General features: G+C 59.8%; 28 protein-coding genes. All 28 read right to left on the bottom strand.

All coding sequences use genetic code 11. The features are described from left to right. Positions 1 to 5 precede the first annotated feature (5 nt). The 28 genes from VCB98_RS00435 to fliF all read right to left on the bottom strand — a co-directional run bounded on the left by VCB98_RS00435 (position 6) and on the right by fliF (position 25,599). Complete coding sequence (locus tag VCB98_RS00435) at positions 6 to 386, bottom strand: DUF2802 domain-containing protein (protein ID WP_346049580.1); 381 nt, start codon at positions 384 to 386, stop codon at positions 6 to 8. Positions 387 to 430: 44 nt separating this feature from the next. Then, positions 431 to 691 carry a hypothetical protein gene (locus VCB98_RS00430; RefSeq protein WP_346049320.1) on the bottom strand — a complete coding sequence of 87 codons (261 nt, stop codon included), beginning with the start codon at positions 689 to 691 and terminating at the stop codon, positions 431 to 433. A gap of 1 nt (position 692) precedes the next feature. After that, entirely contained in the window at positions 693 to 1,214 is a 522-nt protein-coding gene (locus VCB98_RS00425; RefSeq protein WP_346049318.1) for a chemotaxis protein CheW, read from the bottom strand. A 1-nt stretch (position 1,215) separates the two neighbouring features. Then, positions 1,216 to 1,812: a hypothetical protein gene (locus tag VCB98_RS00420; protein ID WP_346049316.1), complete on the bottom strand. Its 597-nt coding sequence runs from the start codon at positions 1,810 to 1,812 to the stop codon at positions 1,216 to 1,218. After that, on the bottom strand, positions 1,809 to 2,603 hold the full coding sequence (locus VCB98_RS00415; RefSeq protein WP_346049314.1) for a ParA family protein: 795 nt from the start codon (positions 2,601 to 2,603) through the stop codon (positions 1,809 to 1,811). The genes VCB98_RS00420 and VCB98_RS00415 overlap by 4 nt, the downstream gene beginning before the upstream one ends. Next, positions 2,603 to 3,526 (bottom strand): flagellar motor protein MotD, encoded by a 924-nt coding sequence (gene motD / locus VCB98_RS00410; protein WP_346049312.1) that lies wholly within the window; start codon positions 3,524 to 3,526, stop codon positions 2,603 to 2,605. The genes VCB98_RS00415 and motD overlap by 1 nt, the downstream gene beginning before the upstream one ends. Before the next feature lie 58 nt (positions 3,527 to 3,584). After that, on the bottom strand, positions 3,585 to 4,328 hold the full coding sequence (locus VCB98_RS00405; protein WP_346049310.1) for a flagellar motor protein: 744 nt from the start codon (positions 4,326 to 4,328) through the stop codon (positions 3,585 to 3,587). Positions 4,329 to 4,346: 18 nt separating this feature from the next. Next, positions 4,347 to 6,569 carry a chemotaxis protein CheA gene (locus tag VCB98_RS00400; protein WP_346049308.1) on the bottom strand — a complete coding sequence of 741 codons (2,223 nt, stop codon included), beginning with the start codon at positions 6,567 to 6,569 and terminating at the stop codon, positions 4,347 to 4,349. An 81-nt stretch (positions 6,570 to 6,650) separates the two neighbouring features. Further along, complete coding sequence (locus VCB98_RS00395; RefSeq protein WP_346049306.1) at positions 6,651 to 7,418, bottom strand: protein phosphatase CheZ; 768 nt, start codon at positions 7,416 to 7,418, stop codon at positions 6,651 to 6,653. Between the two features lie 45 nt (positions 7,419 to 7,463). Next, entirely contained in the window at positions 7,464 to 7,850 is a 387-nt protein-coding gene (gene cheY, locus VCB98_RS00390; protein ID WP_346049304.1) for a chemotaxis response regulator CheY, read from the bottom strand. A gap of 55 nt (positions 7,851 to 7,905) precedes the next feature. Beyond that, on the bottom strand, positions 7,906 to 8,631 hold the full coding sequence (locus tag VCB98_RS00385) for an RNA polymerase sigma factor FliA (RefSeq protein WP_346049578.1): 726 nt from the start codon (positions 8,629 to 8,631) through the stop codon (positions 7,906 to 7,908). Further along, positions 8,631 to 9,479, bottom strand: a complete 849-nt coding sequence (locus tag VCB98_RS00380) for a MinD/ParA family protein (RefSeq protein WP_346049576.1) — start codon at positions 9,477 to 9,479, stop codon at positions 8,631 to 8,633. The genes VCB98_RS00385 and VCB98_RS00380 overlap by 1 nt, the downstream gene beginning before the upstream one ends. Positions 9,480 to 9,519: 40 nt before the next feature. Beyond that, complete coding sequence (gene flhF / locus VCB98_RS00375; protein WP_346049302.1) at positions 9,520 to 10,968, bottom strand: flagellar biosynthesis GTPase FlhF; 1,449 nt, start codon at positions 10,966 to 10,968, stop codon at positions 9,520 to 9,522. Between the two features lie 92 nt (positions 10,969 to 11,060). Further along, positions 11,061 to 13,208, bottom strand: a complete 2,148-nt coding sequence (gene flhA / locus VCB98_RS00370; protein WP_346049300.1) for a flagellar biosynthesis protein FlhA — start codon at positions 13,206 to 13,208, stop codon at positions 11,061 to 11,063. A gap of 17 nt (positions 13,209 to 13,225) precedes the next feature. Then, complete coding sequence (gene flhB, locus VCB98_RS00365; RefSeq protein ID WP_346049298.1) at positions 13,226 to 14,374, bottom strand: flagellar biosynthesis protein FlhB; 1,149 nt, start codon at positions 14,372 to 14,374, stop codon at positions 13,226 to 13,228. Between the two features lie 26 nt (positions 14,375 to 14,400). Next, positions 14,401 to 15,180 carry a flagellar biosynthetic protein FliR gene (gene fliR / locus VCB98_RS00360; protein WP_346049296.1) on the bottom strand — a complete coding sequence of 260 codons (780 nt, stop codon included), beginning with the start codon at positions 15,178 to 15,180 and terminating at the stop codon, positions 14,401 to 14,403. 10 nt (positions 15,181 to 15,190) lie between these two features. After that, the gene (gene fliQ / locus VCB98_RS00355) at positions 15,191 to 15,466 is read right to left on the bottom strand and encodes a flagellar biosynthesis protein FliQ (protein ID WP_346049294.1); all 276 of its coding nucleotides are present in this window, start codon (positions 15,464 to 15,466) and stop codon (positions 15,191 to 15,193) included. 24 nt (positions 15,467 to 15,490) lie between these two features. Further along, complete coding sequence (gene fliP, locus VCB98_RS00350; RefSeq protein WP_346049292.1) at positions 15,491 to 16,228, bottom strand: flagellar type III secretion system pore protein FliP; 738 nt, start codon at positions 16,226 to 16,228, stop codon at positions 15,491 to 15,493. Next, a complete protein-coding gene (gene fliO / locus VCB98_RS00345; protein WP_346049290.1) occupies positions 16,225 to 16,638 on the bottom strand; it encodes a flagellar biosynthetic protein FliO in 414 nt (137 codons plus the stop codon). Before fliO ends, fliP begins: the two co-directional genes overlap by 4 nt. An 8-nt stretch (positions 16,639 to 16,646) precedes the next feature. Continuing rightward, entirely contained in the window at positions 16,647 to 17,066 is a 420-nt protein-coding gene (fliN, locus tag VCB98_RS00340; RefSeq protein WP_346049288.1) for a flagellar motor switch protein FliN, read from the bottom strand. Further along, positions 17,063 to 18,142, bottom strand: coding sequence for a flagellar motor switch protein FliM (fliM, locus tag VCB98_RS00335; protein WP_346049574.1), 1,080 nt, complete (start codon positions 18,140 to 18,142; stop codon positions 17,063 to 17,065). Before fliM ends, fliN begins: the two co-directional genes overlap by 4 nt. 19 nt (positions 18,143 to 18,161) lie before the next feature. Beyond that, on the bottom strand, positions 18,162 to 18,626 hold the full coding sequence (locus VCB98_RS00330; protein WP_346049286.1) for a flagellar basal body-associated FliL family protein: 465 nt from the start codon (positions 18,624 to 18,626) through the stop codon (positions 18,162 to 18,164). Between the two features lie 383 nt (positions 18,627 to 19,009). Further along, positions 19,010 to 20,074, bottom strand: coding sequence for a flagellar hook-length control protein FliK (locus VCB98_RS00325; protein WP_346049573.1), 1,065 nt, complete (start codon positions 20,072 to 20,074; stop codon positions 19,010 to 19,012). Positions 20,075 to 20,143: 69 nt separating this feature from the next. After that, a complete protein-coding gene (gene fliJ, locus VCB98_RS00320) occupies positions 20,144 to 20,584 on the bottom strand; it encodes a flagellar export protein FliJ (protein WP_346049284.1) in 441 nt (146 codons plus the stop codon). 43 nt (positions 20,585 to 20,627) lie between these two features. Next, positions 20,628 to 22,097 (bottom strand): flagellar protein export ATPase FliI, encoded by a 1,470-nt coding sequence (gene fliI, locus VCB98_RS00315; RefSeq protein ID WP_346049282.1) that lies wholly within the window; start codon positions 22,095 to 22,097, stop codon positions 20,628 to 20,630. Next, positions 22,081 to 22,902: a flagellar assembly protein FliH gene (locus VCB98_RS00310; RefSeq protein ID WP_346049280.1), complete on the bottom strand. Its 822-nt coding sequence runs from the start codon at positions 22,900 to 22,902 to the stop codon at positions 22,081 to 22,083. The genes fliI and VCB98_RS00310 overlap by 17 nt, the downstream gene beginning before the upstream one ends. Continuing rightward, entirely contained in the window at positions 22,895 to 23,881 is a 987-nt protein-coding gene (fliG, locus tag VCB98_RS00305; protein WP_406672234.1) for a flagellar motor switch protein FliG, read from the bottom strand. The genes VCB98_RS00310 and fliG overlap by 8 nt, the downstream gene beginning before the upstream one ends. A 26-nt stretch (positions 23,882 to 23,907) precedes the next feature. Beyond that, complete coding sequence (fliF, locus tag VCB98_RS00300) at positions 23,908 to 25,599, bottom strand: flagellar basal-body MS-ring/collar protein FliF (RefSeq protein ID WP_346049275.1); 1,692 nt, start codon at positions 25,597 to 25,599, stop codon at positions 23,908 to 23,910. Between the last annotated feature and the right edge of the window lie 31 nt (positions 25,600 to 25,630).

Here is a 25,630-nt window from a genome sequence, read left to right as displayed (position 1 = left end):
GGCTCTCACCCCTCCCGCAGACCGTGAATGGAAACGATCAGGCGGGCCTCATTCTGGCCCAAACCGCATTGGCGCATGATTTCGTCCGGTGCCGCGCCGGCCTTGGCCATTCGAATGGCTTGATCGTAGTCAGGCCCGCTGGTGGCGCGAGCTTCCACCTGCTGCTGACGCTCGCCCAAATACTGGGCCCGGCGTTCAACCGCCGACAGGCGCTCCCCCATCTGCAAGACCAGAGGCTTGAGCTCTGTCGCTTCCCGCAGTTGGGATCTGACCTCCTGGCGCAAATCTCGAACCAGGCGCTCAGCCGCCATCAGGCGGCGCAGGCCCAGCCAGGCCAGGTAAAGGCCCAGGCCCAACACGCCAATGGCGCCACCCGCGAGCCACACCAAGGGGTCAAACTGCACAGGGACACCCGCAGTCTGGCAAGACCTCAAACATATTCATCGATGTGCCGGCTGGAATCATCGTCATCGTCATCCCTTTGGCGGGACGAGGCCTTGGTCTGATCGCTGGCCGTCCCTTCGCTCTCGGACTCCTCCCGGGTACCCTTTTCCGCCTGGGCGCGGGCCAGCGCTTCACGTCGGCGACGACGTTCCTCTTCCCGACGCCGACGTTCTTCATCATCAAGTTCCCGGCGGGTCGGGGCAGTGGCACGGATACCACTGGTGGGAGTGACTTCATCGGCCGCCATATCAGCCAGCCCCTGCGGCCTTTTCCTGACTGGGCATAAGGCGACGAACATCAACCATGACCGTTAGCCCGCTGTCGCGACGAACCACACCCTGAATATGGCGCGCTACCTGGTCCGATTCGAACTGCGGTGGTGGTTCGATCTCGCTCGGGCGCACATCGGCGACTTCATCCACATCATCAACCAGCAATCCCAGGGCATGCTCATCAACCTCGACCACAATGATCTGGCGAACCCCTTCCGCCTCGGGCTCGGATAAGCCGAAGCGTTTGCGGGTATCAATCACGGTTACGATGTTGCCGCGCAGATTGATCACTCCGAGAACGAATGACTCCGCACCGGGAACCGGGGAGATCTCGGTAGCCTTGAGTATCTCCTGGACGTGAAGAGCCTTCAGACCATAGGTTTCACGCCCCAAGCGGAAGGTCACCCATTGCTCGCGGGCTTCCTGCAAGCGCTCCGGGCTCTTTCCATTCTTGCCGCTCTTACGTCGGCGACCCTTGCGGGCTGCTGCTTCAGCCATTCTAGTCACCCTCTCCACTCAGGACTGCCATGATACCCGCCACATCCAGCACTACCATGCCACGACTCATCACGGTACCGGCCATCCATGCTCGGCTGCCGGAAGTCTCACGCCAGCGAATCTCGTCTCCGCTCAGGGCAACCGGCATGGGCTCGGACCCGGCAATCAGGCTGAGACCCTCCCGCTTGAGGTGAATCAAGCCCTGGGCCCGCTGTTCCAATGGCGGCAGTCGGTCAAGCTGCTCCGGCGGCAGAATCAGAGCTGCCGGATCCACCAGGCGCCGAGAACTACCATAAAGGCGATATTCTCCCTGATCCATCACGCCGTCCGCCAACTCCAGCCCTGGCGGGCAGGCTTCCAGCACAGCGGCCACCTCCTTACCAGAAACCACCAGAATCAGGTGGGCCACGCCAAAGCCCCACCATTCCTCCGTCACTGCCTCTTCAGAACCAGAGGTCGGCTCGGGCTGCGGCACTGGTTCAGGCTCGGGTTCCACCGCCGCAGGCGGCTGAACCACGCTTTCCGCCGGGCTGTCAGCTTCCGGCTCGGTCAGCATGTCTTCCAGATACCGTGCAAGTGGCTGTTCTCCCTGACTCATGATGCCATCCCCCTTGCCGGCGTCTGTTCCATCTCCAACAGCTGACGACAGAGCGCATCATAGGCCTGGGCGCCGCGTGAAGCGGGCTCCAGCGTGGTCAAGGGGCGCCCCAGCTGACTGGCCTCACGAAAGCGAGTATCCACCGGAACGTACTGGGCCCAGACATGCGGGTCAAACTCGTGCCGCAGGGTATACAAGCTCTGTGCTGATGCGCGGGTCCGACGATCAAACTGGGTAGGTACAATCAGGTAATCGGGCACCTGCCCCCGTGAGCGCCCGATCATTTCCAGGGTGCGCAACATGCGGCGCAGCCCGTTCAGGGCTAGAAACTCCGTCTGAACCGGGATAACCAAGCGATCACAAGCTGCCAGGGCATTGACCATCAGGATGCCCAACATGGGCGGACAGTCCAGCAGTACATGATCATAATCCGCGGCCAGGGTGCGAAGACCTCGACGCAGGATCACCCCCATGCCTTGCCGAGTACCCAGTTTACGATCAAGTACCGCAAGGGAAGGACTGGCCGGCAGTATGTCGATACCGTCCTCACCCGCCGAACGGATCCGTCCGGGACCCGCCGCCTGTTCACCGGCAGCATGTTGAAAGAGGGCAAACACACCGTCATCGGTACTCTCGGGATCCAGGCCTAGATAGCTTGTCAGAGAGGCATGGGGATCCAGGTCAATCACCAGAACACGGCGATCACGCCGGCGCAATGACCCCGCCAGACTGATCACCGTGGTGGTCTTGCCTACCCCACCCTTCTGATTGGCTACTGCCCAGATGGACATCAGTCCTCTCCCTCGGCCGCCACATCGCCATCATCTTCAAACAGTTGGAGTTCCTCACCCAAATCATCGAATCCGGCGGCTTCACCTTCTGCGCCATCCTCTACGAACCAGCGTTGCTGAAATCGGGGATCGGCCAGAACAGTCAATACCACCCGACGGTTACGGTTTCGTCCTTCCGCCGTCTCATTACTCGCAATGGGCCGATGTTCCCCCAGTCCAACCACCGCGAGCCGCATGGGCTCGATCCCCTGGTCCCGAAAAAGATGCACCACACTGGCCGCCCGACCCGCCGACAATTCCCAGTTGGACGGGAAGCGCTCGGTGTCAATCGGCACATTGTCCGTATGGCCTTCCACCTGTATGGGATTGGGGAAAGGCTCAAGAACCTCGGCAACCTGGCCAAGTATGGGACGTGCCGATGGCGACAATTCCGCCACCCCGCTGGGGAAGAGAATATCGGCCTTGATCTCGATTTCGATATAGAACTCCGATCCACGGATCTCTACCAAATCCTCGTCAATCAGGGCAGACATGGCATCACGCATTTCGTCGGCGATCTGCTCCAGTCCTTCGCGCATGCTTTCGCTGGCCGCTGGGAAACCATCATCCATGCCACTTGGGAGGAAAATACCCTCGTCCTCCCAATGAACCATGCCCGGATCGTCCATCATGACATCCAGGTCTACGACCGCATCAGCCGTACCCCGCTCACGCTCGCCAAAACTGACCGGCTGAATACGCATGGGCTCACCACGGAAAGCCGCCTGCAAGGAAGACGACAACACCCGGTACTTGCCTTCATTCACCGATGAGATGGAATACATCACCACGAAAAAGGCGAGCAACAACACCAGCATGTCAGCATAGGGAATGGCCCATGCTTCATGGTTGATGTGTTCCTCTTCTTTCTTTTTTCGCGCCATGATGACAACCTGCCTCCCACCTCAGGGGTGGGGTGTGACGCCTGGCTGATGAATTCGGTCAGCCATTTAGATAACCTTGTAGCTTGGTCTCGATGTTTCTGGGGTTTTCCCCTTCCGCAATGGAGATCAGGCCGTCGATGAACATTTCCCGAGTCTGGGTCTGGTCCTTGATGGCCCGATCCAGCTTGCCCGCCATGGGTAGAAACAGCAGGTTGGCAGAGCCAATGCCGTAGATGGTCGCCACAAAAGCTGCCGCAATCCCGGGGCCCAGTTTGTCCGGCTCGGCCAGATTCTGCATCACCGCCATCAGGCCCATCACGGCCCCCACAATACCCAGGGTAGGCGCATAGATGCCCAGGTTTTCGTAAACCTTGACGCCCTGTTTGTCATATTCCTCGGTGGCGTCCAGATCCACCTCCAGAATATTGCGGATAACATCCGGCTCACCGCCGTCAACCAGCAACTGAAGGCCTTTTTTGGTGAATTCGTCCTTTTCCTCCTCCACAACCGCTTCAAGACCGAGCAGGCCCTCCTTGCGGGCAACCTGACTCCAGTCAACGATCTTCTGAATCAGCGCCTGTCGGTCTTCGGTCGGCGGCTTGAACAGCCACCCAAAGATCTTCACCGCTCTCATCAGACCTCGCATTGGGGTCTGCAGCATCATTGCCCCGAAGGTACCGATGATGACAATCACGAAAGCTGCCGCGTTCCAGAGAGCCGCTACCTCGGACCCTTTGGCAATCACGCCACCGAAAACGGCGATGGCTCCAAAAATGATGCCCAATAATGTGAGGATATCCATGTCAGTCAGACCTCACGCTCATGACGCCTTGCGTCTTTCACTGCCATAGGATTTAACCAGAATCGGGACGTCAAGAATCAGCGCAATACGCCCATCACCGGTGATGGTTGCGCCGGCATAACCTGACATGCCGCGAAGATAGGCTCCCAGCGGTTTGATCACGACCTCCTCTCGACCCAGCACGTCGTCCACCACCAGCCCCATCTGCTGACCGGCGACTTCCACGATCACAACCTGGCTTTGCTGACCGATCTCGCTTGGCATCTCGCCGGTCAGCCACTGTTGTAGGTAGACAAGTGGCAGCGTCCGGTTTCTCACACGAATTACCCGCCGTCCATCCACCCGATGAGCGGCTTCGTCTTCCAAATAGATGACTTCCCGGATATTGGACAGCGGCAGGGCAAAGATGGAAGCATTCAGGGTCACCATCAAGGTGGGCAGGATTGCCAGTGTCAGGGGTACACGAATCTGGATTTCAGACCCACGCCCCTTGGCCGAATCGATCTCAATAGTGCCGTTGAGCTGGGAAATCCGGGTCTTGACCACATCCATGCCGACGCCACGACCGGAGACATCGGAAATCTGCTCCTTGGTGCTGAAGCCCGGACGGAAAATCAGGTTATACGCCTCTTTGTCGCTCAGGCGCTCCGCTTCATCCTCGTCGATCACGCCCTTGTCCAGGGCCTTTCGACGAAGGACTTCCGGATCCATGCCGCCCCCGTCATCCTTGATGGTCAGCAGAACCTGGTCTCCCTCCTGCTCGGCGGACAGCAGTACGGTGCCCGCCTCGGGCTTGCCCGCATGACGCCGCACCTCCGGTGACTCAATACCGTGATCGACGGCATTGCGAACCAGATGAACCAGGGGGTCGGCAAGGGCCTCCACCAGGTTCTTGTCCAGGTCCGTCTCCTCGCCTCTGAGCTCCAGTTGAACCTTTTTCTCGAGATTCCGAGCCAGATCCCTTGCCACGCGAGGGAAGCGGGAGAATACCTTCTTAACCGGCTGCATCCGCGTTTGCATGACCGCGCCCTGAAGATCGGAGGTAACCAGGTCCAGTTCGCCAACAGCGGTAGCCGTCGCCTCGTCCTGGGCCGTATTTCCGCCCAGGGTCACCAGCCGGTTTCGAATCAGGACCAGCTCGCCGACCAGATTCATGATCGAATCCAGCCGGCTGGTATCCACCCGCACAGTGGTTTCCGCCGACATGGCCGCGGCCGCCGGACTGGCCGGTTTGGCCGGCGCCCGCGTCTCGGGCTTCTTGACCTCCTTTTGACTCGGGGTCGAGGCGGCACTCTCGGACGGTGGGACCTCCCGAGTGTCGGCATTGCCAGCCGGGGCGGGCTTGCGAGGCTCCGGCTTGCCGGCGTCCTCTCGAGCCCCTTCGCCAGGGGCGCCCCCGGGCCCATGGAGCTGGTCCATCAGCGACTCGAACTCGTCATCACTGATGAAATCGTCACCGCCTTCCGCCGGCTGGGTGTCGCCTTCCTTGGGTTTGTCGGCCTTGCCTCCACCGCCTGGAGGCGCGCCACTGCCGTGCAGTTCATCCAGCAAGGATTCAAACTCGTCTTCGTCAATCTCATCGGAACCGGATTGATCTGACCCCGAAGCAGGCTTCGGCGCCTTGCCCGGGCCATGCAGTTCATCGAGCAGGCTGTCGAACTCATCCTCGGAAATCTCATCACCTGCAGGGCCCGGATCCGACGGAGCCCGAACCTCGTCGGAAGGCGTCTCTCCGGCTGCCAGCATGGCCTCGAATTCCTCGTCGGTGGGGTCGCGGTGCGCCTTCTGACCGTCATTAACCACTGCCCCTCCGCCGCCCGACGCCGGCGCAGCCTGCTGGGGATCGCCCACACCCCCGTCAATCTGGGCACGAAGGGAGTCGATGAGAGCTTGGGGTGGGCGGGACAGGGCTTGCCCCTCGCGCAACTCACCAAACATGGTCTGCAGCCAGTCAAGAGCGCTGAGGGCGTCGTCCATCAAGGCCTGGGATACGGCGATCTTCCCTTCCCGAAGCACATCGAAGACGTCCTCGGCACTGTGGCAGAGGTCCACCATCTCCCGCAGGCCGAGAAAACTGGCCCCGCCCTTGATGGTATGAAAGCCCCGGAAGATGGTGTTGAGCATGTCACGGTCGTCAGGACGCTGTTCCAGCTCGACCAACTGCTCACCCAGCTCCTCCAGGATCTCACCGGCCTCCACCAGAAAATCGGCCAGCAATTCCTGGTCGCCGTCAAAGCTCATGCATCTCTCCGCTCGTCAACATGCCTCAATGGTCCTTTTCCCCGGTGGCCACCCGGGTGGTCCCACCGGCCAGCCGAGCGTTCAGAATCCCAGGCTGGACAGAAGGTCATCCACTTCGTCCTGCCCCTGAGCCACGTCGCCACCCTTGGCATCAGGCATGGCAGGTCCGTGCCCCTTCTGGTCATCCCGTTTTGCCTTGTCCTTATCCTTAACGGCCGCATCGCCCTCGGACTTGAGCTGCGCGCCACCGGCCATTTTGAGCAGGTCCACCATGCCCTCTTCCAGCTCCTGCACCAAAGTGATCACGCGACTGATGATCTGGCCGGTAATATCCTGGTATTCCTGGGCCATCAGAATCTCGGTCAGGCCGCCGCGAAGGGACTCGGCCCGCTCCCCCGTGGCTGTCAGGAAGGGCTGGAGCCGGTGGGCCAGTTCACGAAACTGATCCGCATCCATCTCCCGCCTCATGAAGCGCTGCCAATCGGCCGACAGGGTCTGGGCCCCACTACCCAGGGTCTCTGCCTCGGGCAGCAGTCGCTCCACCGTCTCAAGTGTGGTATGAGCCGCCTTCTCGGTCATTTCCACCACATAATTCAGGCGGTCACGGGCATCAGGCATCTCCTTCTCGGCCAACTCTGCAAGACGGAAATCCAGGCGAAAACTCTTCAAGGCATCGTGCAGTTCACGGGTCAGCTTGCCCACCTCCACGAACAGTTCCTTCTCGCGGATATGGGTCAACTCGTCCAGTTCCCGATTGAATACCGTTTCGTCACCCGCCTCCAAAGCTTGAAGCATGGAGTGCAGACGCTCCTTGTATTCGCTGGACCGTTTATCATCGTCGAAAGCCATATTTTCCCCTTCGGCAAACCATTGCTGGCGACAGTCTGAATTCCGTCAGCCTTCCAGGCGCTCGAAGATCTTCTCCGTCTTTTCCTTCAAGGTGGCTGCCGTGAAGGGCTTGATAATGTAGCCATTGACACCGGCCTGGGCCGCTTCAACGATCTGGTCCCGTTTGGCTTCGGCCGTGACCATCAGCACCGGCATGGACTTCAACTTCTCATCACCCCGGATCTCTTTCAGCAACTCAAGTCCGGTCATGCCCGGCATGTTCCAGTCCGTGATCACGAAGTCAAAGTCGCCGTTGCGCAGCATGGGCAGGGCGGTTTTGCCATCATCGGCCTCCTGGGTATTGTTGAAGCCCAGGTCTCGAAGCAAATTCTTGATGATTCGCCGCATGGTGGAAAAATCATCCACCACCAGAATCTTCATGTTCTTGTCCAAGCCAACCTCCCGCGCGCGTTTCCGTAAACTTTCGTCAAAACCATTAACAGTGCTGCTATTGCAGCCATTCATCCATTCTAGACCGAGTTCTAGTCAGCGCCTGGCCATGAATCTGGCAAACTCGTGACTCGGTCACCCCCAGGACCTCACCAATCTCCCGCAGGTTAAGCTCCTGCTCATAATACAGGGACATGACCAATCGTTCCTTCTCCGGCAATCCGGCAACCGTCTCAGCGAGAGCTCGGCGGAAACCTTCAGACTCGGCCCGGGCCCCGGGATCATCTGCCTTGGTGGTACTCCCCAGGCTGCCATCGGGTGAATCCGGCTGAAGCTCATCCAGACTGAAAAGTCGACAACTGACCGCGTCCTGCATCACCCGATGATAATCAGACAGGCTCATCCCCGCCGCTTCGGCGACCTCAACGTCACGAGCATCACGTCCGGTGCGGTGCTCAATCTCCCGAATCTTCTCGCTGATTTCCCGGTAGGCTCGATGCACCGAACGGGGTGTCCAATCCGATTTGCGAATCTCATCAAGCATGGCACCGCGGATGCGGATTCCGGCATAGGTCTCGAAGGTGGCACCATGCTGATCGCTGTATTGTCGCCCGGCCTCCAGCAAGCCGATCATCCCTGCCTGGATCAGATCCTCCACGTCAACACTGGACGGCAAGCGAGCCGCCAAGTGATAGGCGATACGTTTGACCAGGCCGGCGTGACGGAGGACCAGATCATCCGGCTCCGAGGCACGAACCTGTTCATAACGTGAGGAGGCATCCATCATGCGATTCGTCCACCTCCCGTGCCCGTATCAGCTTCGCCACCCAGCAGGCGCTCGACAAAGAATTCCAGATTTCCACGGGGCCCTTCCGGCAAGGGCCAGCGTCCGACCTCTTCGGCCAGATTGCGAAATGCCAGGGCAGCGCGGCTACGGGGAAAACTTTCCACCACCGCATTCTGCTTCTGCACTGCCTTGCGCAGCTGTTCATCGAAAGGCACCGCGCCCATGTATTCCAGATTCACGTCCAGGAAGCGTTCGGCCACCTTGGCAATCTTGCCAAAGAGCGTACGCCCATGATGCGCCGTTTGGGCCATATTAGCCAGAACGCGGAAATGGCGGATACCGTGTTCCCGTGACAATACCTTGATCATGGCATAGGCGTCGGTGATGGACGCCGGCTCGTCGCATACCACGAGAATCACATGCTGGGCAGCCTGGGTGAAGCTCACCACCCCATCGGCGATGCCCGCCGCGGTGTCCACAATCATCACGTCCAGATCTTCGCCCAATTCGCTGAAAGCCCGGATCAAACCGGCATTCTCGGCTGGGGTCAGCTCCGCCATGCGCTTGGTTCCGGACGAGGCAGGAACGATTTTCATGCCGGCCGGGCCATCAAGCAATATCTCCGACAGCTCACACTGCCCGTCAATGACATGGGACAGATTCAGCTTTGGCTGCAGGCCGAGCACCACATCCACATTGGCCAGCCCCAGGTCAGCATCAAAGAGCAGCACCCGCTTCCCGCTCATACCAATGGCAGTGGCCAGATTCACGGAAATATTGGTCTTTCCCACCCCACCCTTGCCGGAAGTGACCGCAATCACCTGCACCGGCTTGGGGTTGGCCATACGTCGCAGTCCCGCTGCCTGATCCATCAAAGCACTCCTGTCACGCTATAGAGTCGGCGGCCACCCCACCGAATCGGGCCGCCAGTTCGGTCTCGTCAACCTGCCCCGGCCAATGCCGTTGCAGCTGCACCGCCCGACTCACCAGGCGGTGACTGCGAGCGGGCTGGATATCTTCCGGTACCCGCTGCCCATCAGTGATATAGCCAATGGGCAGATTATGTCTAACTGCCACCGACAGGGCCCCGCCCAGACCGGTTGCTTCATCCAGCTTGGTGAGCATCAAACCGTCCAGGCCCACCGAGGAATAGGCGCGCACCGTTTCCTCCAGAGTCGGCGCCGGGCTGCCGGCGGACAGCACCAGATTCACCGACAACCGCAGACCCTCCACCTGACGCAGCATGTCCAGCTGCACCGGGATCCGACTGTCTCGCTGGCTCATTCCCGCGGAATCCACCAGCACCAAGCGCTTATTCTCCAGCTCCAGCAGGGTCTCGCGCAATTCCTCGGCGCTGCTAATGGAATAGACGGGCACTCCAAGTATACGACCGTAACTATGGAGCTGCTCCTGACCACCCACCCGATAGTGATCCGTGGTGATCAGGGCCACATGCCGCTTGCCATGGCGAAGGGCAAAGCGCGCGGCCAGCTTGGCGATCGTGGTGGTCTTGCCAACCCCGGTGGGGCCCACCAGGGCAATTCGGCCGCCCTTCTCCAGAATCCGGTCTTCCCCCACCGGAATCCGCCGGGCGAGCATGCCCAACGGCAGACGCCAGGCCTGCTGGGGGTCTTCGGTGACGGGCATATCGCGCAGGATATCCCGCGCCAGGTCGGGTTCGATGCCCATGCTACTGAGTTCACGCAGGATGCTCGCCTTCAGCGGGCGCTCACGGGCCAGTCGGTCCCAGGCGAGACTGGAGAACTGGCTTTCCAGCATGTTGCGGACGCTGGACAGTTCGCGCCGCACCTCCATCAGGTTGGGCTCCTGTGACCAAACAATTCGGGCCGACTCCGGCGATGGCAGGCGATCTTCTTCAAAGCCTTCCAATTTGCTATCGACCTGATAGGACGGAGTCTCCGCGGGGGGGCGCTCCGCAGTCCGCGGGCGCGGCCTCGCCTGTGGTTCAGCTGATTGCTCTGGGCTACTCCCAATCGCTGCCTCCAGGGCCTCGTCAAAACCACCCAGCCACTCCCGCTCGTCTTCCTCCTCACTCACCGGGGGTGCACCGTCGTCGTAGGCGGCGGCTGCCAGGCGGGCACGGGTTTCGATGTCGGGTTTCCGACGCTCGGCGGGCTTGCCGCTGCGGCTGCCGGCAGACGACCGGCCCAGAGCCTGACTGACCAGAGCCTCGTCATAATCAACAGCCGCAATGATCTCCACGCCACCATTGATGCTGCGGTTGGACAGGATTACCGCATCGGGCCCCTGGTCCTCGCGCACCTGGCGAATGGCGGAGCGCATGTCTGGTGCCACAAAGCGTTTGATTTTCATCGACTTTCCTCCCGGCGTACCTGCACCAATGCGGTGTCTGATCCCGGTTGTGAGTGGGGCCCCAGGCCCCCGTCAGTTCACTGATTCCACATTTATTGGCCGCTGATGGATGCCACCAGTCTCACCTTGCGGCTATCCGGCACTTCGTTGTACGAGAGCACATTCAGGCCCGGCACCGCCTGGCGCAGGAAACGCGCCAGCCATCCCCGAATGCCGGGCGAGACCAGGAGAATCGCCGGCTCACCCAGGTTTTCCTGCTTGCCGGCGGCCTCTGAAAGGCCCTGCTGCAATCTTTCCGCCAGGCCGGGCTCGATGGCACCACTGCCGCCCTGGCGCAGAGCATCCTGCAATATCTGTTCCAGTTGCGGGTCCAGGGTAATGACCGGCAACTCCTCGCGGCTTCCGGCGGCCTCCTGAACGATAGTGCGGGCCAGGGCCTCTCGGACCTGGGTCAACAGCTCTTCCGCATCCTGTGTAGTGGTGCCGTGTTCGGCCAGGCTTTCGGCAATGGCCCGCAGGTTACGAATGGGCACCCGCTCTTCCAGCAGCCGCTGCAGGACCTTGACCACCCGGCTCAGGGGCATGATGTCCGGGACCAGGCTTTCCACCAGCCGCTTGTCACTTTGCTTGAGCATGTCCAGCAGCTTCTGGACTTCCTCGTGGCCAAGCAGCTCGTGGGCGTGGGTCTGAATGATGTGGCTCAGGTGGGTAGCCACCACGGTGGCCGGATCCACTACCGTGTAACCCAGGGTCTGGGCGTTGTCCCGCTGCTCTGGCTCGATCCAGACGGCTTCCAGGCCAAAGGCGGGGTCGCGGGTCTCAAGGCCCTGGATCTTGCCGTGGACCTGACCGGGATTGATCGCCAGCTCCCGGTCGGGATGGATCTCCGCCTCACCCACCGGGTCCCCCATCAACGTCAGTCGATAGTGATTGGGCGGCATTTCCAGGTTATCCCGTATATGCACCGACTGAATCAGGAAACCCAGCTCGCGAGAGAGCTTCTTGCGCACCCCGCGGATGCGGGTCATGAGCTCACCACCCTGCTTGCGATCCACCAACGGAATCAATCGATACCCTACCTCCAGCCCCAACAGGTCGTTCTGGGTTACATCTTCCCAGCGCAGCTCACCCAGTTCTTCACCGCCGGGCGCCACCGTGCGACCACCGGACTCGGACTTTTCCTTGCTCTTGCCGCGACCGGAAGGCTGGTGACTGGTCTCCTCCTCCAGCGGCTCGCCACTCACCACTTCACCCTTGCGCTGGACCCGCCAGGCGAGATAGGCAGTGACCGCCGCCAGGAGCAGAAACGGGAGATTGGGCATACCGGGGACGACACCAAGTACAAACAACACCCCTGAGGAGACCGCCAGAACTCGGCCGTTACCCACCAGCTGCATCAATATCTGATCGCCCATGTCCTGGCTGCGTGACATTCGGGTGACGATCACAGCCACCGAGGTGGAGAGCAGGAGGGCTGGAATCTGGGCGACCAGACCATCGCCGATGGTCAGCAGGGTATAGTTACGACCGGCTTCGGCCAGACTGAGGCTGTGCTGGACCGTGCCGATGATCAGGCCACCGACGATATTGATGAGCATGATCAGGATGCCGGCAATGGCATCCCCCCGCACGAACTTTGATGCACCGTCCATGGAGCCGTAGAAATCCGCCTCTTCACGAATCTCCTGGCGACGCTCTCGGGCCTGATCATCAGTGATCAGGCCGGCGTTGAGGTCGGCATCAATGGCCATCTGCTTGCCTGGCATGGCATCCAGGGTGAAGCGAGCGGTGACTTCGGATACGCGGGTGGCGCCCTTGGTAATGACCAGGAAGTTGATGATGACGAGAATGGTGAACACGATCAGACCGACGGCGTAGTTGCCGCCCACCACGAACTCACCAAAGGATTCAATGACCCGACCGGCCGCCGCTGTACCGGTGTGGCCTTCCAGCAGAATGACCCGAGTGGAAGCGATATTGAGCGCCAGTCGTAAAACCGTTGCCCCCAGCAGGACAGTGGGGAAAACACCCAGGTCCAGGGGACGGGCAATGTAGATCACCGCCATGATCACAATCAGGGCCAGGGTGATGTTGAAGGTGAAGAACATGTCCAGGGCAATGGGCGGCAAAGGCACGATCACCATGGCGAGCACGGCGATCAACAGGATCGGGACACCCAAGCCCGAGCGCAATGCGCTGCGGAAGCCTTCTCCGATCATTGCCTGAGTGCTGGTGGCCATGCTTCAGCTCTGCTCCCCTAGTTATCTGGTTCGTTGTCCGGATCCAGATCCGCATCCACATCCGGATTGGGCTGCCTCGGGCGCGGTCCGCCCCGACTGCGCTGTCGACGAAGCTGGTAAACCCAGCCCAGCACTTCCGCCACCGATCGATACAGACGTGACGGGATTTCGTCGCCCAGCTCCGTAGTGGCATGCAAAGCCCGGGCCAACGGCGGAGCTTCGAGGATTGGGACCTCATATTCGCTGGCAATTTCCCGGATTCGCAGCGCAATCCGGTCTGTCCCCTTCGCCACCACGCGGGGCGCCTCAGAACGGTTGGGTTCATAGCGAAGGGCAACGGCATAGTGGCTGGGGTTGGTGACCACGACGTCCGCCTTGGGAACCGCTTCCATCATCCGCCGCCGGGACATCTCCTGCTGGGTCTCACGAATCTTGCGTTTGACTTCCGGCTTGCCCTCGGTCTCCTTGAACTCGTCCTTGACCTCCTGCTTGGTCATCTTCAGCTTGCGCTGGTGATCCCAAATCTGGAATGGCACATCAATTGCGGCGATCAGAATGAGCGTGGTGCTGAAAACCAGGAAACAGAAGGCAACCAGGCCACCGGCCTCGAACAGGGCCCGGGGCATGGGCACCGAGGCAAGGGCCAGAAAGCGATCCTGCATCAACCAGAACAGCACGGCTGCGACCACCGCCACCGACCCGAACTTGCCGATGGCCTTGAGGAGCTCAATAACCGCCTTGGCACCAAAGATCCTTTTAAAACCACTGACAGGGTTGAGCTTGCTCAACTTGGGCTGGATCGCCTGAAGACTGAAGGACCAACCACCAATCAGGGTGGGGGCCGCGGCTGCAGCCACAAACAGAACCACCATGATGGGGAGCACCACCTGCACACCCTCCACCACAGCCAGACGGAAATAATTGGATATATCCCCCGGGTTCAGGATCACCTCCCGATCCACTTGAAGACTGCCACGAAGAATATCCACGACACCACTGATCATGGTGCCGCCATAGGCGAGCAGGAAAACAGCGCCGGTGATCATCACCAGCATGGCGCTCAGTTCCCGTGACCGAGGAACCTGGCCCTTCTTCTTGGCGTCCTGCAACCGTTTGGGTGTGGGCTGTTCTGTTTTTTCCTGACTGGATTCACCCTGGTCTGCCATATCTACACCTCATCACGTCCAGGGAATCAACTTATCCCGACGATGTCCCGCCCAGTGGTAAAAGCCGACTGGAGCAGCCCGAACAGGGCGGGCTGCATATGGGGAAGCGTGACCATCAGGATCAGGAAGCCCAGCGTCATTGCGGCGGGAAAACCAACCGCGAACAGGTTCATTGTCGGTGCAACCCGACTCATGACACCGAAGGCAATCAACACTGTCTGAAGGGCGACAACAGCCGGCAATGCAATCTGAACCGCCCCCTTGAACATCTCTGCCCCAAACATCACCACCGACCACATATCATCCCTGACCAACCCAGCCTGACCCACCGGCATGCTATTGAAGCTATTGACCAGGACTTCGATCAGAATGAGGTGTCCATCCATGGTCAGATAAAGCAAAGTTGCCATGATCAGAAGAAACTGACCGACGATGGGAACGGAAACGCCTCGCTGGGCATCCACCATGAAGGCGAAACCCAAACCCATGCTCATGGCGATGATCTGACCCGATATAACAACCGCGTCGAAGACCATTTGCACGAGAAACCCGATGGTCACCCCGATCAGAACCTGCTGCAGGGTTATCACCAGCCCCTGAAAACTCAGCACCTCCACAGCCGGGGCCGGCTCTAAAATGGGAACAATGGCTGCAGTCAGAGCGACGGCAAGCAGAACCCTTATCTGTACGGGAATAAAGGCAGTGGCAAAAACCGGCGCCACCATGATCATTCCCGCCACGCGACAGAAGGGCCAGAAGTATTGCCCCAACAGCCCACCGATCTCTGCCGCGGTGAAGCTCAGCATGAGCGCGTCCTCAACCGCCGCCCAGAATCAGGGGAATACTGCGAATCAGGCGGATCGTAAAATCCATGATGGTGGACAGCATCCAGGAACTGAACACACCGAGAGACAGAACCAGCACGAGCAGCTTGGGGATAAAGCTGAGAGTCATCTCATTGATCTGGGTAGCAGCCTGGAACATACCGACCAACAGGCCCATGGCCAAGGCAGAAACCAACATGGGCGCCGCGATCATAGCGGTCACTTTCAAAGCTTCCTGACCAATGGTGACTGCTAATTCTGGACTCATGACAGCGCCCCTCGTCTTTCGGTGCTAAACAAAGAAGCTGGAGGCGAGGGTCCCCACGACAAGGGACCATCCATCAACCAGCACAAACAACATGATCTTGAATGGCAGGGAAACCAGCATGGGTGATAACATCAGCATACCCATGGACATCAGGGTGCTGGCCACTACCAAATCAATGATCACAAACGGAATATACAGAAGAAAACCGATAATGAAGGCAGTCTTTAATTCGCTGGTAATAAATGCAGGAATCAGAACCGAAAGGGGAACATCTTCTGGCCCATTGAAGCTCTCATGCCCCCCCATGCGGGCAAAGGTAGCAATATCGTTTTCACGAACCTGCCCCATCATGAATTCACGGACCGGTTCAACGGTTGCCTCGACAGCTGCCTCGGCCGCTAGCTCGCCATCCAGATACGGCCGCACCCCATCCGAATAGGCCTGATCGATAACAGGCGCCATGATAAAGAAAGTCAAAAAGAGGGCCAACCCAATCAAAACCTGGTTTGGCGGTGTCTGTGGCGTGCCCATGGCCTGGCGAAGAATGGCAAGAACAATAACGATGCGCGTAAAGGAGGTCATCATCAGAACCAGCGCCGGCAAGACCGTCAGAGCGGTCATCAGCACCAGAATCTGCAAGGTCACAGAATAAGTCTGGCTGCCATCCTCCCCCGTTTCCACGGTCACTGCCGGCAAGCCTGGCGTTCCCATGACGGCACCGGGAAACAGAAGCAGCACCAGCATGACTGCAAGACGCATCATTGCTGGGCCCCTCCCCGCCCAAGCGTTTCCATCAATCGCTTTTTGAAGCTCGGCTCATTTTGCTCCTGCGGACTTTCCAGCGGCTTCCCCAGTACATGCAGGGTCCGAATCCCTGCCGGGCTGACACCCAGCAGAATCTGCTCATTCCCCACCTCCACCAGCATCAGGCGTTCCCGGGTGGACAGGGGCATCTGGCCAATCACTTTCATGTGAGCACTGCCACTACCACCCATGCCCGGCATGCGGCGCATGAACCAGGCCACACCCAATACCACGGCCAGCACGACGATCAGCGAAAAGACCACATTCGCCAGCCCCTGCACCCCACCAATTTCGTCTCCCACACTGGACTCGGCCAGCCCCGTGACTGGAAGCAGAAGAAACAGGAACATAAGGGCGATCAGACGCATGACTGGCCTCAACGCAACTTTTTGATACGTTCCGACGGGCTGATAACGTCAGTCAGTCGAATCCCGAACTTCTCATTAACCACCACGACTTCGCCATGGGCGACCAGCGTGCCGTTGATCAATACGTCCAATGGCTCCCCGGCAAAACGGTCGAGCTCCACCACAGAGCCCTGGCTCAGCTGGAGAAGGTTTCGAATACTGATCTTGGTTCTCCCAACCTCCATTGCGAGATTGACGTTGAGATCCAGGATCATATCCAGATTCACTTCCTCGGAACCCTTGTCGGCAGCGTTCTCGCCCAACTCATCGAAGCTGGCTTTCTCCACGTCCTGCTCACTGTCCGCCGCCTCTCCTTCCTGCTGGGCGGCCTCCATTTCTTCGAGCTGCCGACGTTCGTCCTCTGTCATGTCTTTCTTGTCGTCACTCATTTCTCTTTCCTCTCGCCACTGCCAGCAGTCCTGGGTTGACCTTTACGACGGGTCTTGGCTTCTTTCTTATCTGATCCCAAATTGGCACGGATGGGTGACTTTTCATTGCGAATCCACTGGATCATCTGGACTGCATTCTGTCCTTCAGAAATCCCAAATCGGCCCCGAAAAAGGGGCAAATCACCCTCCGCCATGACTACAACCTCTTCAGGAAGGCTAATCGGGAGGATATCTCCCACCTTCAACTTCATGAGTTCCCGCATTGAGATCTCGGATTCCGCCAAAGTCGCGGACAACTCCACCTTGGCATCCTTGACCTCTTCCTTGAGGGCCTCAGTCCATCGCTCATCCTTCTCGACTCGATCACTCTGCACACCGGTATCCAGCAACTCCTTGATCGGCTCGATCATGGAATAGGGCATCGTGATGTGCATCTCGCCACTTCCCCCTTCAAGCTCTATCGTGAAGGTACTGACAACAACCACCTCGCTCGGACTGACGATATTGGCAAACTGGGGGTTGACCTCGGACTCCAGGAAAGTGAAATCAATGTCCATCACCGGTGACCAGGCCTCTTTCAGGTCATTGAAGGCATCGTGCAAAAGCATCTGGATAATGCGATTCTCTGCCGGCGTAAACTCACGACCTTCGATCTTTGTGTAGAAACGCCCATCCCCTCCAAAAAAGTTGTCCACCACCACGAAAACCAGTTTTGGATCGATGATAAAAAGCGCGGTTCCCCGCAGGGGATCTGCTCTTACCAGGTTGAGACTGGTGGGCACATAGAGGGAATGCACATACTCGGAAAATTTGAGCATATCCACGCCGCCAACGGAGATTTCGGCTGAACGGCGCAACATATTGAACAGACTTATTCGGAGGTATCGGGCAAATCGTTCATTGATCATCTCCAGAGTCGGAAGACGACCCCGGACGATGCGATCTTCACGGGTAAAGTCATAGGGACGAAGTTCACCGGGGTCCTTTTTCTCTTCCTCGGTGTCAACATCGCCCCCCTCCACGCCGTGCATGAGGGCATCAATTTCTTCCTGTGAGAGAACGTCGCTCACGGCAATCCCCAGTACTTAATCATCTCTACTGCATGACAAAGCTTGTAAAGAAGAGCGCTTCCAGATCGTCAGGCTCACCCTCTTCTTCCAGCAGCTCCAGAATTTGTTCCCGGGCCGCTTCCTGCAGCGCTTCCCGGCCTTGACGCGTGCGTATTTTTTCCTGTTCCACATCGCCAAACAGCATCAGGAGTCGGTTACGCACGCGCGGCATATGCCGTTCCACCGCGTCGAGCACTTCCTGATCCCTGGCCATCAGCTCTACCTTGATCTGCAGGAAGCGCACACGGCCGGCCCCATCCAGATTCACCACGAAGGCCGGTTCGATCTCGTAGTAGATAGGCTCGCCGAGCTCTTCCTCTTCGACTACCTCTTCCGCATTGGTCGGCTCAGCGCTGCCGGTATCCAGGGCGCCGGCAATGAAAAGCCCCGTGCCAAGGCCGACCAAGAGCACAAAGACAATCCCTATTCCGCCCAGAAGCCATGCCTTCATAATCGTCTCTCTCCATCATCCGACTGTGATCCGCTCCGGCTGGCCGTACACTCGCCCGAGTCAAGAATACGCAAGCGCCGTGCCAGGCCGGACCAAACAATATCAAAGCAATATAAATCAATAACTTAAACGACTTGAGAACAATTCAACCAGCCCCACGGAAAGCCGCCAAGGCCGACTGACGGGATTTTGGCACTCAGAATGGACGGTGGGAAGCGCAGGCAGGCGGGAAGGAGACAGCCGTCATCACCAAAGAGATGGCCGGACTCACCGACGAATTCGACTGAGTAGCGGAAGGAAATCGGTGTCACGTTGGAAATCAGGCTACGGAAAACCGGGGGGATCAATCCATCCAATCTCCGAGCGGCACTGACCAGCGGCTGCTAAACGTATTCGTCCAGCAGTCGCATCTCGACCTCAACGGCGGCAGCATGCTCATCGGGATGCCCCTCCTCCCGGCCCTGGGGGGTACGACCCCTGGCCTCACCCTGAGAGCGCTCATCGCCATCCTCGGCCCGGCCATCGCGAACTTCCGCCTCTCCCATCTCAAGACCTTGCTCCTGCAGCATGTCCCGCAATCGAGGCAGGGCCTGCTCCAGGGCATCCCGGGTCGAGGCGTTATGGCTGGACAGGATCAGTGAGGTCTGCTCCTGAGTGACGGCGATTCGTATATCCAATGGCCCAAGATGGGGCGGATGAAGCTTGATTTCGGCCCGGTCCATGCCCTGCCCGGCCATCATCACGATGCGCTGCTGAAGCGCATCGCCCCAAGCCTGGCTGCCAAGCGGCGCCTGAATGGGAGGCATGCGGTTCAGGCTGGAGACATCACCACTCTGGGAGGCGGTTGACGCCAGGGCGGCCAATTGCTGCGGTGTCGCTGCCTGAGTCAGTCGTGGCTGGGCGGCAGCCTCACGATTGTCTCTGCTGGCGGCCAATCGAGATTCTGTCTGCCCCCCTTCCAGTTGGGCGGCAAGGTTTGACAACCGCATGCGAAGTCCTTCTGGCAGCACCAGACTCCCCGGGCTGCGGTCACCGCTCCCCCGAGCGTCACCAAGCAAGCGCTCGAATTCACTGATCCCTGCCATGAGACGATCACGGGTGGATACAGTCAGACTATCGACCTCGCCACCCGGACCTGCCCCGCCGACGCCGGAAGCGGCCCCCAGTCTCAACAGGAAGGCCAGCTGAAGGGCCTGCCTTTCGGCACCCGCGCCTCGCCCCTGTTCCGGCAGCTCATTGCCGCTTTTTCCGGTCGTCCCGGCAAACAAGGAGACAAGCTTGCCGCCCTGTCCCTCGCCCTGGCGCAGCCTGGAATCCAGCAAGTCTGCGAATTCCAGCAGTCCGTCTTCATCCAGCTCAGAGGGCAACCCCTCGGAAAGCAAGGAAATCAGGCGCTTGGATTTATCACTCGCTTCACTTGCACCACCGGAAAACAGGTTTAGCAGCATCTGCTCCACGAAACGCTCTCCTGAAAGTTGGCCCCATGTTGAAGCAGATGCAGCAGAATCCGTGCCAGCTCAATCCTGCGAACGACGTCCGGCGAGCTCATCCTGGTCCCGTTGCTCTCGCTTGTCCTGTTCACGCTGCTCACCTGAGCGATACCGCTCCGCAGCCCGGTCTAGGGCATTGACCCGAGATCGGGCTTCAATCCAACCTTCCCGCTTGTCCTCAAATTCCGCCATATTGGACTGGACAACGCCCTCCTGCTGGCGGATGACTTCATCAAGGCGGGCAAGAAAGGCCCGCTCATCCCGAAGCCGCCGTGGATCCACCGCGCGGTCCTTTCCCTCGAACATCTGTCGGTACTCTTCCCGATAACTGCGAAGCTGTTCCAGGCGGGCTTCCTGTTCCGCCAGGGCTTGCTGACTTTGCCCCAGGGCGCGGGAAGCATCTTTCTCACCCTGCCCCGCCAGCTTCTGTACCGGTTTCAACCGTTGAGACCGCTTCTTCCTGGTCATGATGCGCTTCGCTCCAATCGCTTATCCGGCACCGTGAGAAGGCTCATTCAGCCGCACCTGAGTAGGCCTTTGCCGCCTGCCGGGGCTGAGGCCGTGCACCTGATTCCGCCTCTCGCCGAACGCTCTGCTGCCCCGTCTTGGGCTCGGATGGCTGGGAGTGCAATTGCTTGAGGGCGGCCAGACTGCCCTCGAAGGAAACCCTTTCATTCATCCCCTGTCGGAGAAACTCCTGGATACGAGGCCAATAGCCAACGGCTTCATCCAGCCTGGGGTCACTGCCCCGCTTGTATGCCCCGACACTGATCAGATCCTGGTTCTGGCGATACAGGCTGTAATACTGACGAAAGCGTTTGACCTGCTCCTGCTGCGCTTCATCGGTAATCGCGGTCATGGCGCGGGATACCGAGGCCTCAACATCGATCGCCGGATAGAGTCCGGACTCAGCCACCGCCCGAGACAACACCACATGCCCATCAAGTATAGCTCGGGCCGAGTCCGCCACCGGATCGGTCTGATCATCGCCTTCAACCAAGACGGTATAAAAGGCCGTGATGGAGCCTTCTCCCTGATCGCCGTTACCTGCCCGCTCCACCAATTGGGGCAGCTTGGCAAAGACCGACGGGGGGTAGCCCTTGGTTGCCGGCGGCTCACCAATGGACAGGGCCACTTCCCGCTGTGCCTGGGCAAAGCGGGTGAGGGAATCCATCAACAACAGGACCTTGCGACCACGATCCCGGAAATGCTCTGCAATCCGGGTCGACAGCCAGGCACCCTGCAGGCGCATCAATGGGGGATTGTCCGCCGGGGTCGCCACCACAACCGCTCGACGCATCCCTTCCTCGCCAAGGGTTTCCTGAACGAATTCATTAACTTCCCTGCCACGCTCGCCGATCAGGCCAACCACAATGACATCCGCTTCGGTGAATCGGGTCATCATGCCCAGCAACACACTCTTGCCCACGCCGCTGCCGGCAAACAGGCCCATGCGCTGGCCACGGCCCACCGTCAGCAGGGAATTGATGCTGCGGATCCCCACATCCAGGGGCTCATCAATGGGCTGTCTTGCCAGCGGGTTGATCATGCGGCCGGTCATGGAGACTTCTTCCGAGGTCTCCAGGGGGCCATTTCCATCCAGGGGACGACCGGTGCCATCGAGGACACGGCCCAGCAAGCCATCACCCACGGGGACCCGGGAGGTCTTGCCGGTGGGGATCACACGGGCATTGGGGACCAGTCCGGCCAGTTCTCCCGTGGGCATCAGAAAGACCGAGTCCTCGGAAAAACCGACCACTTCCGCATCAATGAAGCCACCGTCGGCGGTCTCCACCCGGCAATGGGATCCCACCGGGGCGCGACAGCCCACCGCCTCGATGGTCAGCCCCACAACACGACGCAGAACGCCTTCAACTAGGGGGTTCCAGTCCTGCCGAGTCAGCCGTTCACGGTAGTGCGCAAATCGCTCAAGCCACTGCTCGCGCCTTCGCAGTTGGATGGATTCAGTCGCTTCGGTCATCAGCTGACTCCCCGGCGTCATCGCCATCATCCTCGCCCGAGGACGACTGCATGTCGGGTTTCTCGGCCTGCTCCGGCTGCTCCTCGGTCATTTCGACCGAATCGAATTCCCCCATGTCGGGCAGTGTTCTTTCCTCTCCCAGCATCCCCGCCAGGACCCGCCCAACTTGCTGCTCCAGACGCAAATCCACGCGACTGTTTCGGTCGGACACAAGGCAACCACCACGGCTGATGCTCGGGTCCTCAACCAACTCCCAGCGGGAATCACCGCGACCACTGCCGATCAACTCCCGCAGCAGCCGGGCATCCTCGGGGTGGAGTTGTACCCGTACCTGCCTTTCGCTACTGGGCAGGGCCTGGACCGCTTCTCGAACCACGGCCACGATCTGACCGGGATCGGTCTTCAATTCCCTTCGGATAATCTGTCTGGCGATAAGGCAGGCAAGGTCTGAGAGCTCCTGCTCCACCTGTTCATCCACGGCCGCCAGTGGCTCCGCCAGGGCATCAAGCACCTTCTCCAGGTGATTAGCCTTGTCTCTGGCGGCCGAGCGACCAGCCTTCAGGCCTTCCTCGTGTCCTTTCTCCCAGGCTTCCTGATAAGCGGCCTCCTGAATGGATTCAATTTCGGCCGCAGTAACCGGCCCCGCGCTTTTTTCACTTCTGGATCTGCGAGCCTTGCCAGGCTTCTCGGGACGGCTCTGGGCACGGGCGGACTTGGTGGGTGCGGGTTTCGGCTCCCGCCGGGCACCAACGGTGGGCGCCTCCCAGCGGCGCCAGTCAGCCGGTCCATCCGGGGCCTCAGACATACTCATCCCCCTTGCCACCCAGACTGATGCGACCGGAATCGGCCAGGGCCCTGGCCGTCGCCAGAATCTCCTTCTGCGCCGACTCAACGTCACTCAGCTTGACCGGGCCCATGGCCTCAATATCTTCCTTGAGCATTTCAGCGGCACGCCGTGACATATTTCGGAAAATCTTGTCCTGCACATCCGGTGAAGCGCCCTTCATGGCGGTACTCAACTGATCGGAAGCCACCTCACGCAGCAACTGCTGCATACCCCGGTCGTCCACATCCACCAGATTATCGAAGACAAACATCAGTTCCTGAATCTTGTCGCCGAGCACTTCATCATGCTCGCGAACGATTTCCATGATTGCCTCTTCGTCGGAGCTATCCAGGAAATTGAGCATGTCGGCGGCCACCTTGGCACCACCGACTTCCGAGGACTTGATATTCGAGTTACCGGAAAACTGTTTTTCCATGATGTTGTCGAGCTCACGAATGGCCGAGGGCTGAATACCATCCAGGCTGGCAATCCGCATAATCACATCAGGACGAATGCGATCCGATAGCTGACCCAGGACTTCCGCCGCCTGGTCACTGTCGAGATGGGACAGCACAATCGCAATGATCTGGGGATGTTCAAGGCGAATAATCTCCGCCACCGCCCGGGCATCCATCCACTTGAGGGCATCCAATCCCTGAGTGCTGCCGCCCACGACAATTCGGTCCATCAGGCTATTGGCCTTGTCCTCGCCCAATGCATTGATCAGAGTCTTGCGCAGATACTCGTCCGCACCCACTCCGAGAGAGGTCTGCTCTCCGGCTTCACTGATGAAATCATCCAGAACGCCGCTGGCCTGTTCGGTGGTGATGTTGCTGAGGGAAGCCATCGCCGCCCCCACCTTCTGTACCTCGCGCGCATTCATATGCTTCATGACCTTGGCCGCCTCATCTTCGCCAAGACTCATGAGCAACACTGCTGCCCGCTCTGGTCCGTCCATTCTTCCCACCGCCATTGCTTCCACCCCTATTCCTTAACCCAGTTGCGCACAACCTGGGCCACCCGCTTGGGATCCTCTTCAACCAGGCCCTTGGCCGCCTTCACTTTCGCATCATAGTCTTCCGGCTTCGACAATTGGAATGGCGTTTCCGCTCCAGACTCCATGGCTCCCTGGCGGGCAGCGGGCGCTTGCGCAGGCGACTCAGGCCCGGGGCCGGCTGGCACCGGTTGCCGCTGCTGGCCGCGACCGGCAGCCAGGCTGCGAATCCCCGGCCGCAGCACCCCGAAAATCACCACCAGCACCAGCAGGGCGCCCACCAACTGACGCATGAGATCCCGGAACCAGCTTCGGTCCCAGAAGGACAGCGTCTCCGGCTCATCCACCTCCTGCTCGATGAAGGCCTGATTCACCACACTGACGGTGTCGCCACGCGCCTCGGTAAAACCGACCGCCTCTCGCACCAGATTCTCGATGCGGGCAAGCTCCTCCTCGCTCAGCGGCTCCTTCACCGGCTCGCCGGCGTCGTCCACGGCCTCACGCTCATCGACCACCACGGCCACGGACAAGCGCTGGATCGTACCCAGGGCCTGAACACTGTGTGAGACACTGCGATCCACCTCATAGTTGCGGATAATTCGGCGCGCCACCGGGGTGGGGATGCCGGCTTGTTCGGCTTCGACCTCGAGATCCTCCTCGTCGATCAGCCCCGGCGGCTGATTGGTCAGCGCCCCGGGCACGCCACGGCCTCGGGCACCCGGCTGTGGATCTTCGCTTTCCTGCTCGCTGCGAACGGCCGTGGTGTCCGGGTCAAAGGTCTCGCGGCTCTCCTCGAATCGGGTAAAGTCAAGATCCGCCGCCACCTGGGCACGAACCCGGTTGGGGCCGAGAATGGGGGTGAGGATATCCTCAATGCGCTCGACATAGGCCCGCTCCAGACGACGCGCATGGTCGAATTGCTCACGGGTGTCGGCGCCGAGCTGATCCCGCCCCTGGTCGGAGAGTAGACGACCACGCTGATCCACCACGGTCACCTGCTCGGCGGGCATGTCGGTGATACTGGAAGACACCATGTGAACGATGGACGAGACCTGTGACTCGCTCAGGCTGCGACCGCGATAGAGATTGATGAAGACCGAAGCCGAAGGCTGACGGCGATTGCGCACGAACACCGTGTCCTCGGGAATGGCCAGATGAACCCGGGCACTTCTCACCGCATCCAGGCTGTTGATGGTCCGGGCCAGCTCGGTCTGCAGGGCGCTGTGATAGCGGGCCCGCTCCATGAACTGACTGACCCCGAAGCCGGTCTCTTCGTCCATCATCTCGAACCCGGTGCCCGCCCCGCGCGGCAGTCCTTCGGCGGCCAGATGCAAACGGGCCCGATGCAGCTCACCCTCGGGAACCTCCACCGCGCCGGTAGTCCGGTTCAATCGATAGGGAATACCCGCCTCTTCCAGCGACTGCACGACCTGGGAGGCATCCTGCTGATCCAGATCGCCGTAAAGCGTTCGATGACCGGGTGACTGGGACCAGAGGAACACCACCACGGCAATGGCCACCGCCGCCGCCAGGCCGATGACCATGCCCATCTGGCGCCCGGCATCGCTATTCAGCATATTCTGAATCTGCAGAGCCGTGCTCCGGGATTCCTCACGCCGCTCTTCGCGGGGTGCCTGTTCCGCCGGGAGATTGCTAGCGCCTTCCGGTGCCTGTGCCGCCATTTGCTCCGTCCCCTGAATCAGTGTCTACTGC

This window comes from Natronospira elongata (assembly GCF_034931365.1).
GTDB classification, from domain to species: Bacteria; Pseudomonadota; Gammaproteobacteria; order Natronospirales; family Natronospiraceae; genus Natronospira; species Natronospira elongata.
The sequence above is the reverse complement of the archived record's forward strand: the minus strand, read 5'-3'. Positions and strand labels throughout refer to the sequence as shown.

Excerpts from the sequence above, each read along its gene's own strand:
- VCB98_RS00430 (WP_346049320.1), bottom strand. The coding sequence starts at position 691 with ATGGCGGCCGATGAAGTCACTCCCACCAGTGGTATCCGTGCCACTGCC.
- VCB98_RS00425 (WP_346049318.1), bottom strand. The coding sequence starts at position 1,214 with ATGGCTGAAGCAGCAGCCCGCAAGGGTCGCCGACGTAAGAGCGGCAAG.
- VCB98_RS00420 (WP_346049316.1), bottom strand. The coding sequence starts at position 1,812 with ATGAGTCAGGGAGAACAGCCACTTGCACGGTATCTGGAAGACATGCTG.
- VCB98_RS00415 (WP_346049314.1), bottom strand. The coding sequence starts at position 2,603 with ATGTCCATCTGGGCAGTAGCCAATCAGAAGGGTGGGGTAGGCAAGACC.
- motD (WP_346049312.1), bottom strand. The coding sequence starts at position 3,526 with ATGGCGCGAAAAAAGAAAGAAGAGGAACACATCAACCATGAAGCATGG.
- VCB98_RS00405 (WP_346049310.1), bottom strand. The coding sequence starts at position 4,328 with ATGGATATCCTCACATTATTGGGCATCATTTTTGGAGCCATCGCCGTT.
- VCB98_RS00400 (WP_346049308.1), bottom strand. The coding sequence starts at position 6,569 with ATGAGCTTTGACGGCGACCAGGAATTGCTGGCCGATTTTCTGGTGGAG.
- VCB98_RS00395 (WP_346049306.1), bottom strand. The coding sequence starts at position 7,418 with ATGGCTTTCGACGATGATAAACGGTCCAGCGAATACAAGGAGCGTCTG.
- VCB98_RS00385 (WP_346049578.1), bottom strand. The coding sequence starts at position 8,631 with ATGGATGCCTCCTCACGTTATGAACAGGTTCGTGCCTCGGAGCCGGAT.
- VCB98_RS00380 (WP_346049576.1), bottom strand. The coding sequence starts at position 9,479 with ATGGCCAACCCCAAGCCGGTGCAGGTGATTGCGGTCACTTCCGGCAAG.
- flhF (WP_346049302.1), bottom strand. The coding sequence starts at position 10,968 with ATGAAAATCAAACGCTTTGTGGCACCAGACATGCGCTCCGCCATTCGC.
- flhA (WP_346049300.1), bottom strand. The coding sequence starts at position 13,208 with ATGGCCACCAGCACTCAGGCAATGATCGGAGAAGGCTTCCGCAGCGCA.
- flhB (WP_346049298.1), bottom strand. The coding sequence starts at position 14,374 with ATGGCAGACCAGGGTGAATCCAGTCAGGAAAAAACAGAACAGCCCACA.
- fliR (WP_346049296.1), bottom strand. The coding sequence starts at position 15,180 with ATGCTGAGCTTCACCGCGGCAGAGATCGGTGGGCTGTTGGGGCAATAC.
- fliQ (WP_346049294.1), bottom strand. The coding sequence starts at position 15,466 with ATGAGTCCAGAATTAGCAGTCACCATTGGTCAGGAAGCTTTGAAAGTG.
- fliP (WP_346049292.1), bottom strand. The coding sequence starts at position 16,228 with ATGATGCGTCTTGCAGTCATGCTGGTGCTGCTTCTGTTTCCCGGTGCC.
- fliO (WP_346049290.1), bottom strand. The coding sequence starts at position 16,638 with ATGCGTCTGATCGCCCTTATGTTCCTGTTTCTTCTGCTTCCAGTCACG.
- fliN (WP_346049288.1), bottom strand. The coding sequence starts at position 17,066 with ATGAGTGACGACAAGAAAGACATGACAGAGGACGAACGTCGGCAGCTC.
- VCB98_RS00330 (WP_346049286.1), bottom strand. The coding sequence starts at position 18,626 with ATGAAGGCATGGCTTCTGGGCGGAATAGGGATTGTCTTTGTGCTCTTG.
- VCB98_RS00325 (WP_346049573.1), bottom strand. The coding sequence starts at position 20,074 with ATGCTGCTAAACCTGTTTTCCGGTGGTGCAAGTGAAGCGAGTGATAAA.
- fliJ (WP_346049284.1), bottom strand. The coding sequence starts at position 20,584 with ATGACCAGGAAGAAGCGGTCTCAACGGTTGAAACCGGTACAGAAGCTG.
- fliI (WP_346049282.1), bottom strand. The coding sequence starts at position 22,097 with ATGACCGAAGCGACTGAATCCATCCAACTGCGAAGGCGCGAGCAGTGG.
- VCB98_RS00310 (WP_346049280.1), bottom strand. The coding sequence starts at position 22,902 with ATGTCTGAGGCCCCGGATGGACCGGCTGACTGGCGCCGCTGGGAGGCG.
- fliG (WP_406672234.1), bottom strand. The coding sequence starts at position 23,881 with ATGGACGGACCAGAGCGGGCAGCAGTGTTGCTCATGAGTCTTGGCGAA.
- fliF (WP_346049275.1), bottom strand. The coding sequence starts at position 25,599 with ATGGCGGCACAGGCACCGGAAGGCGCTAGCAATCTCCCGGCGGAACAG.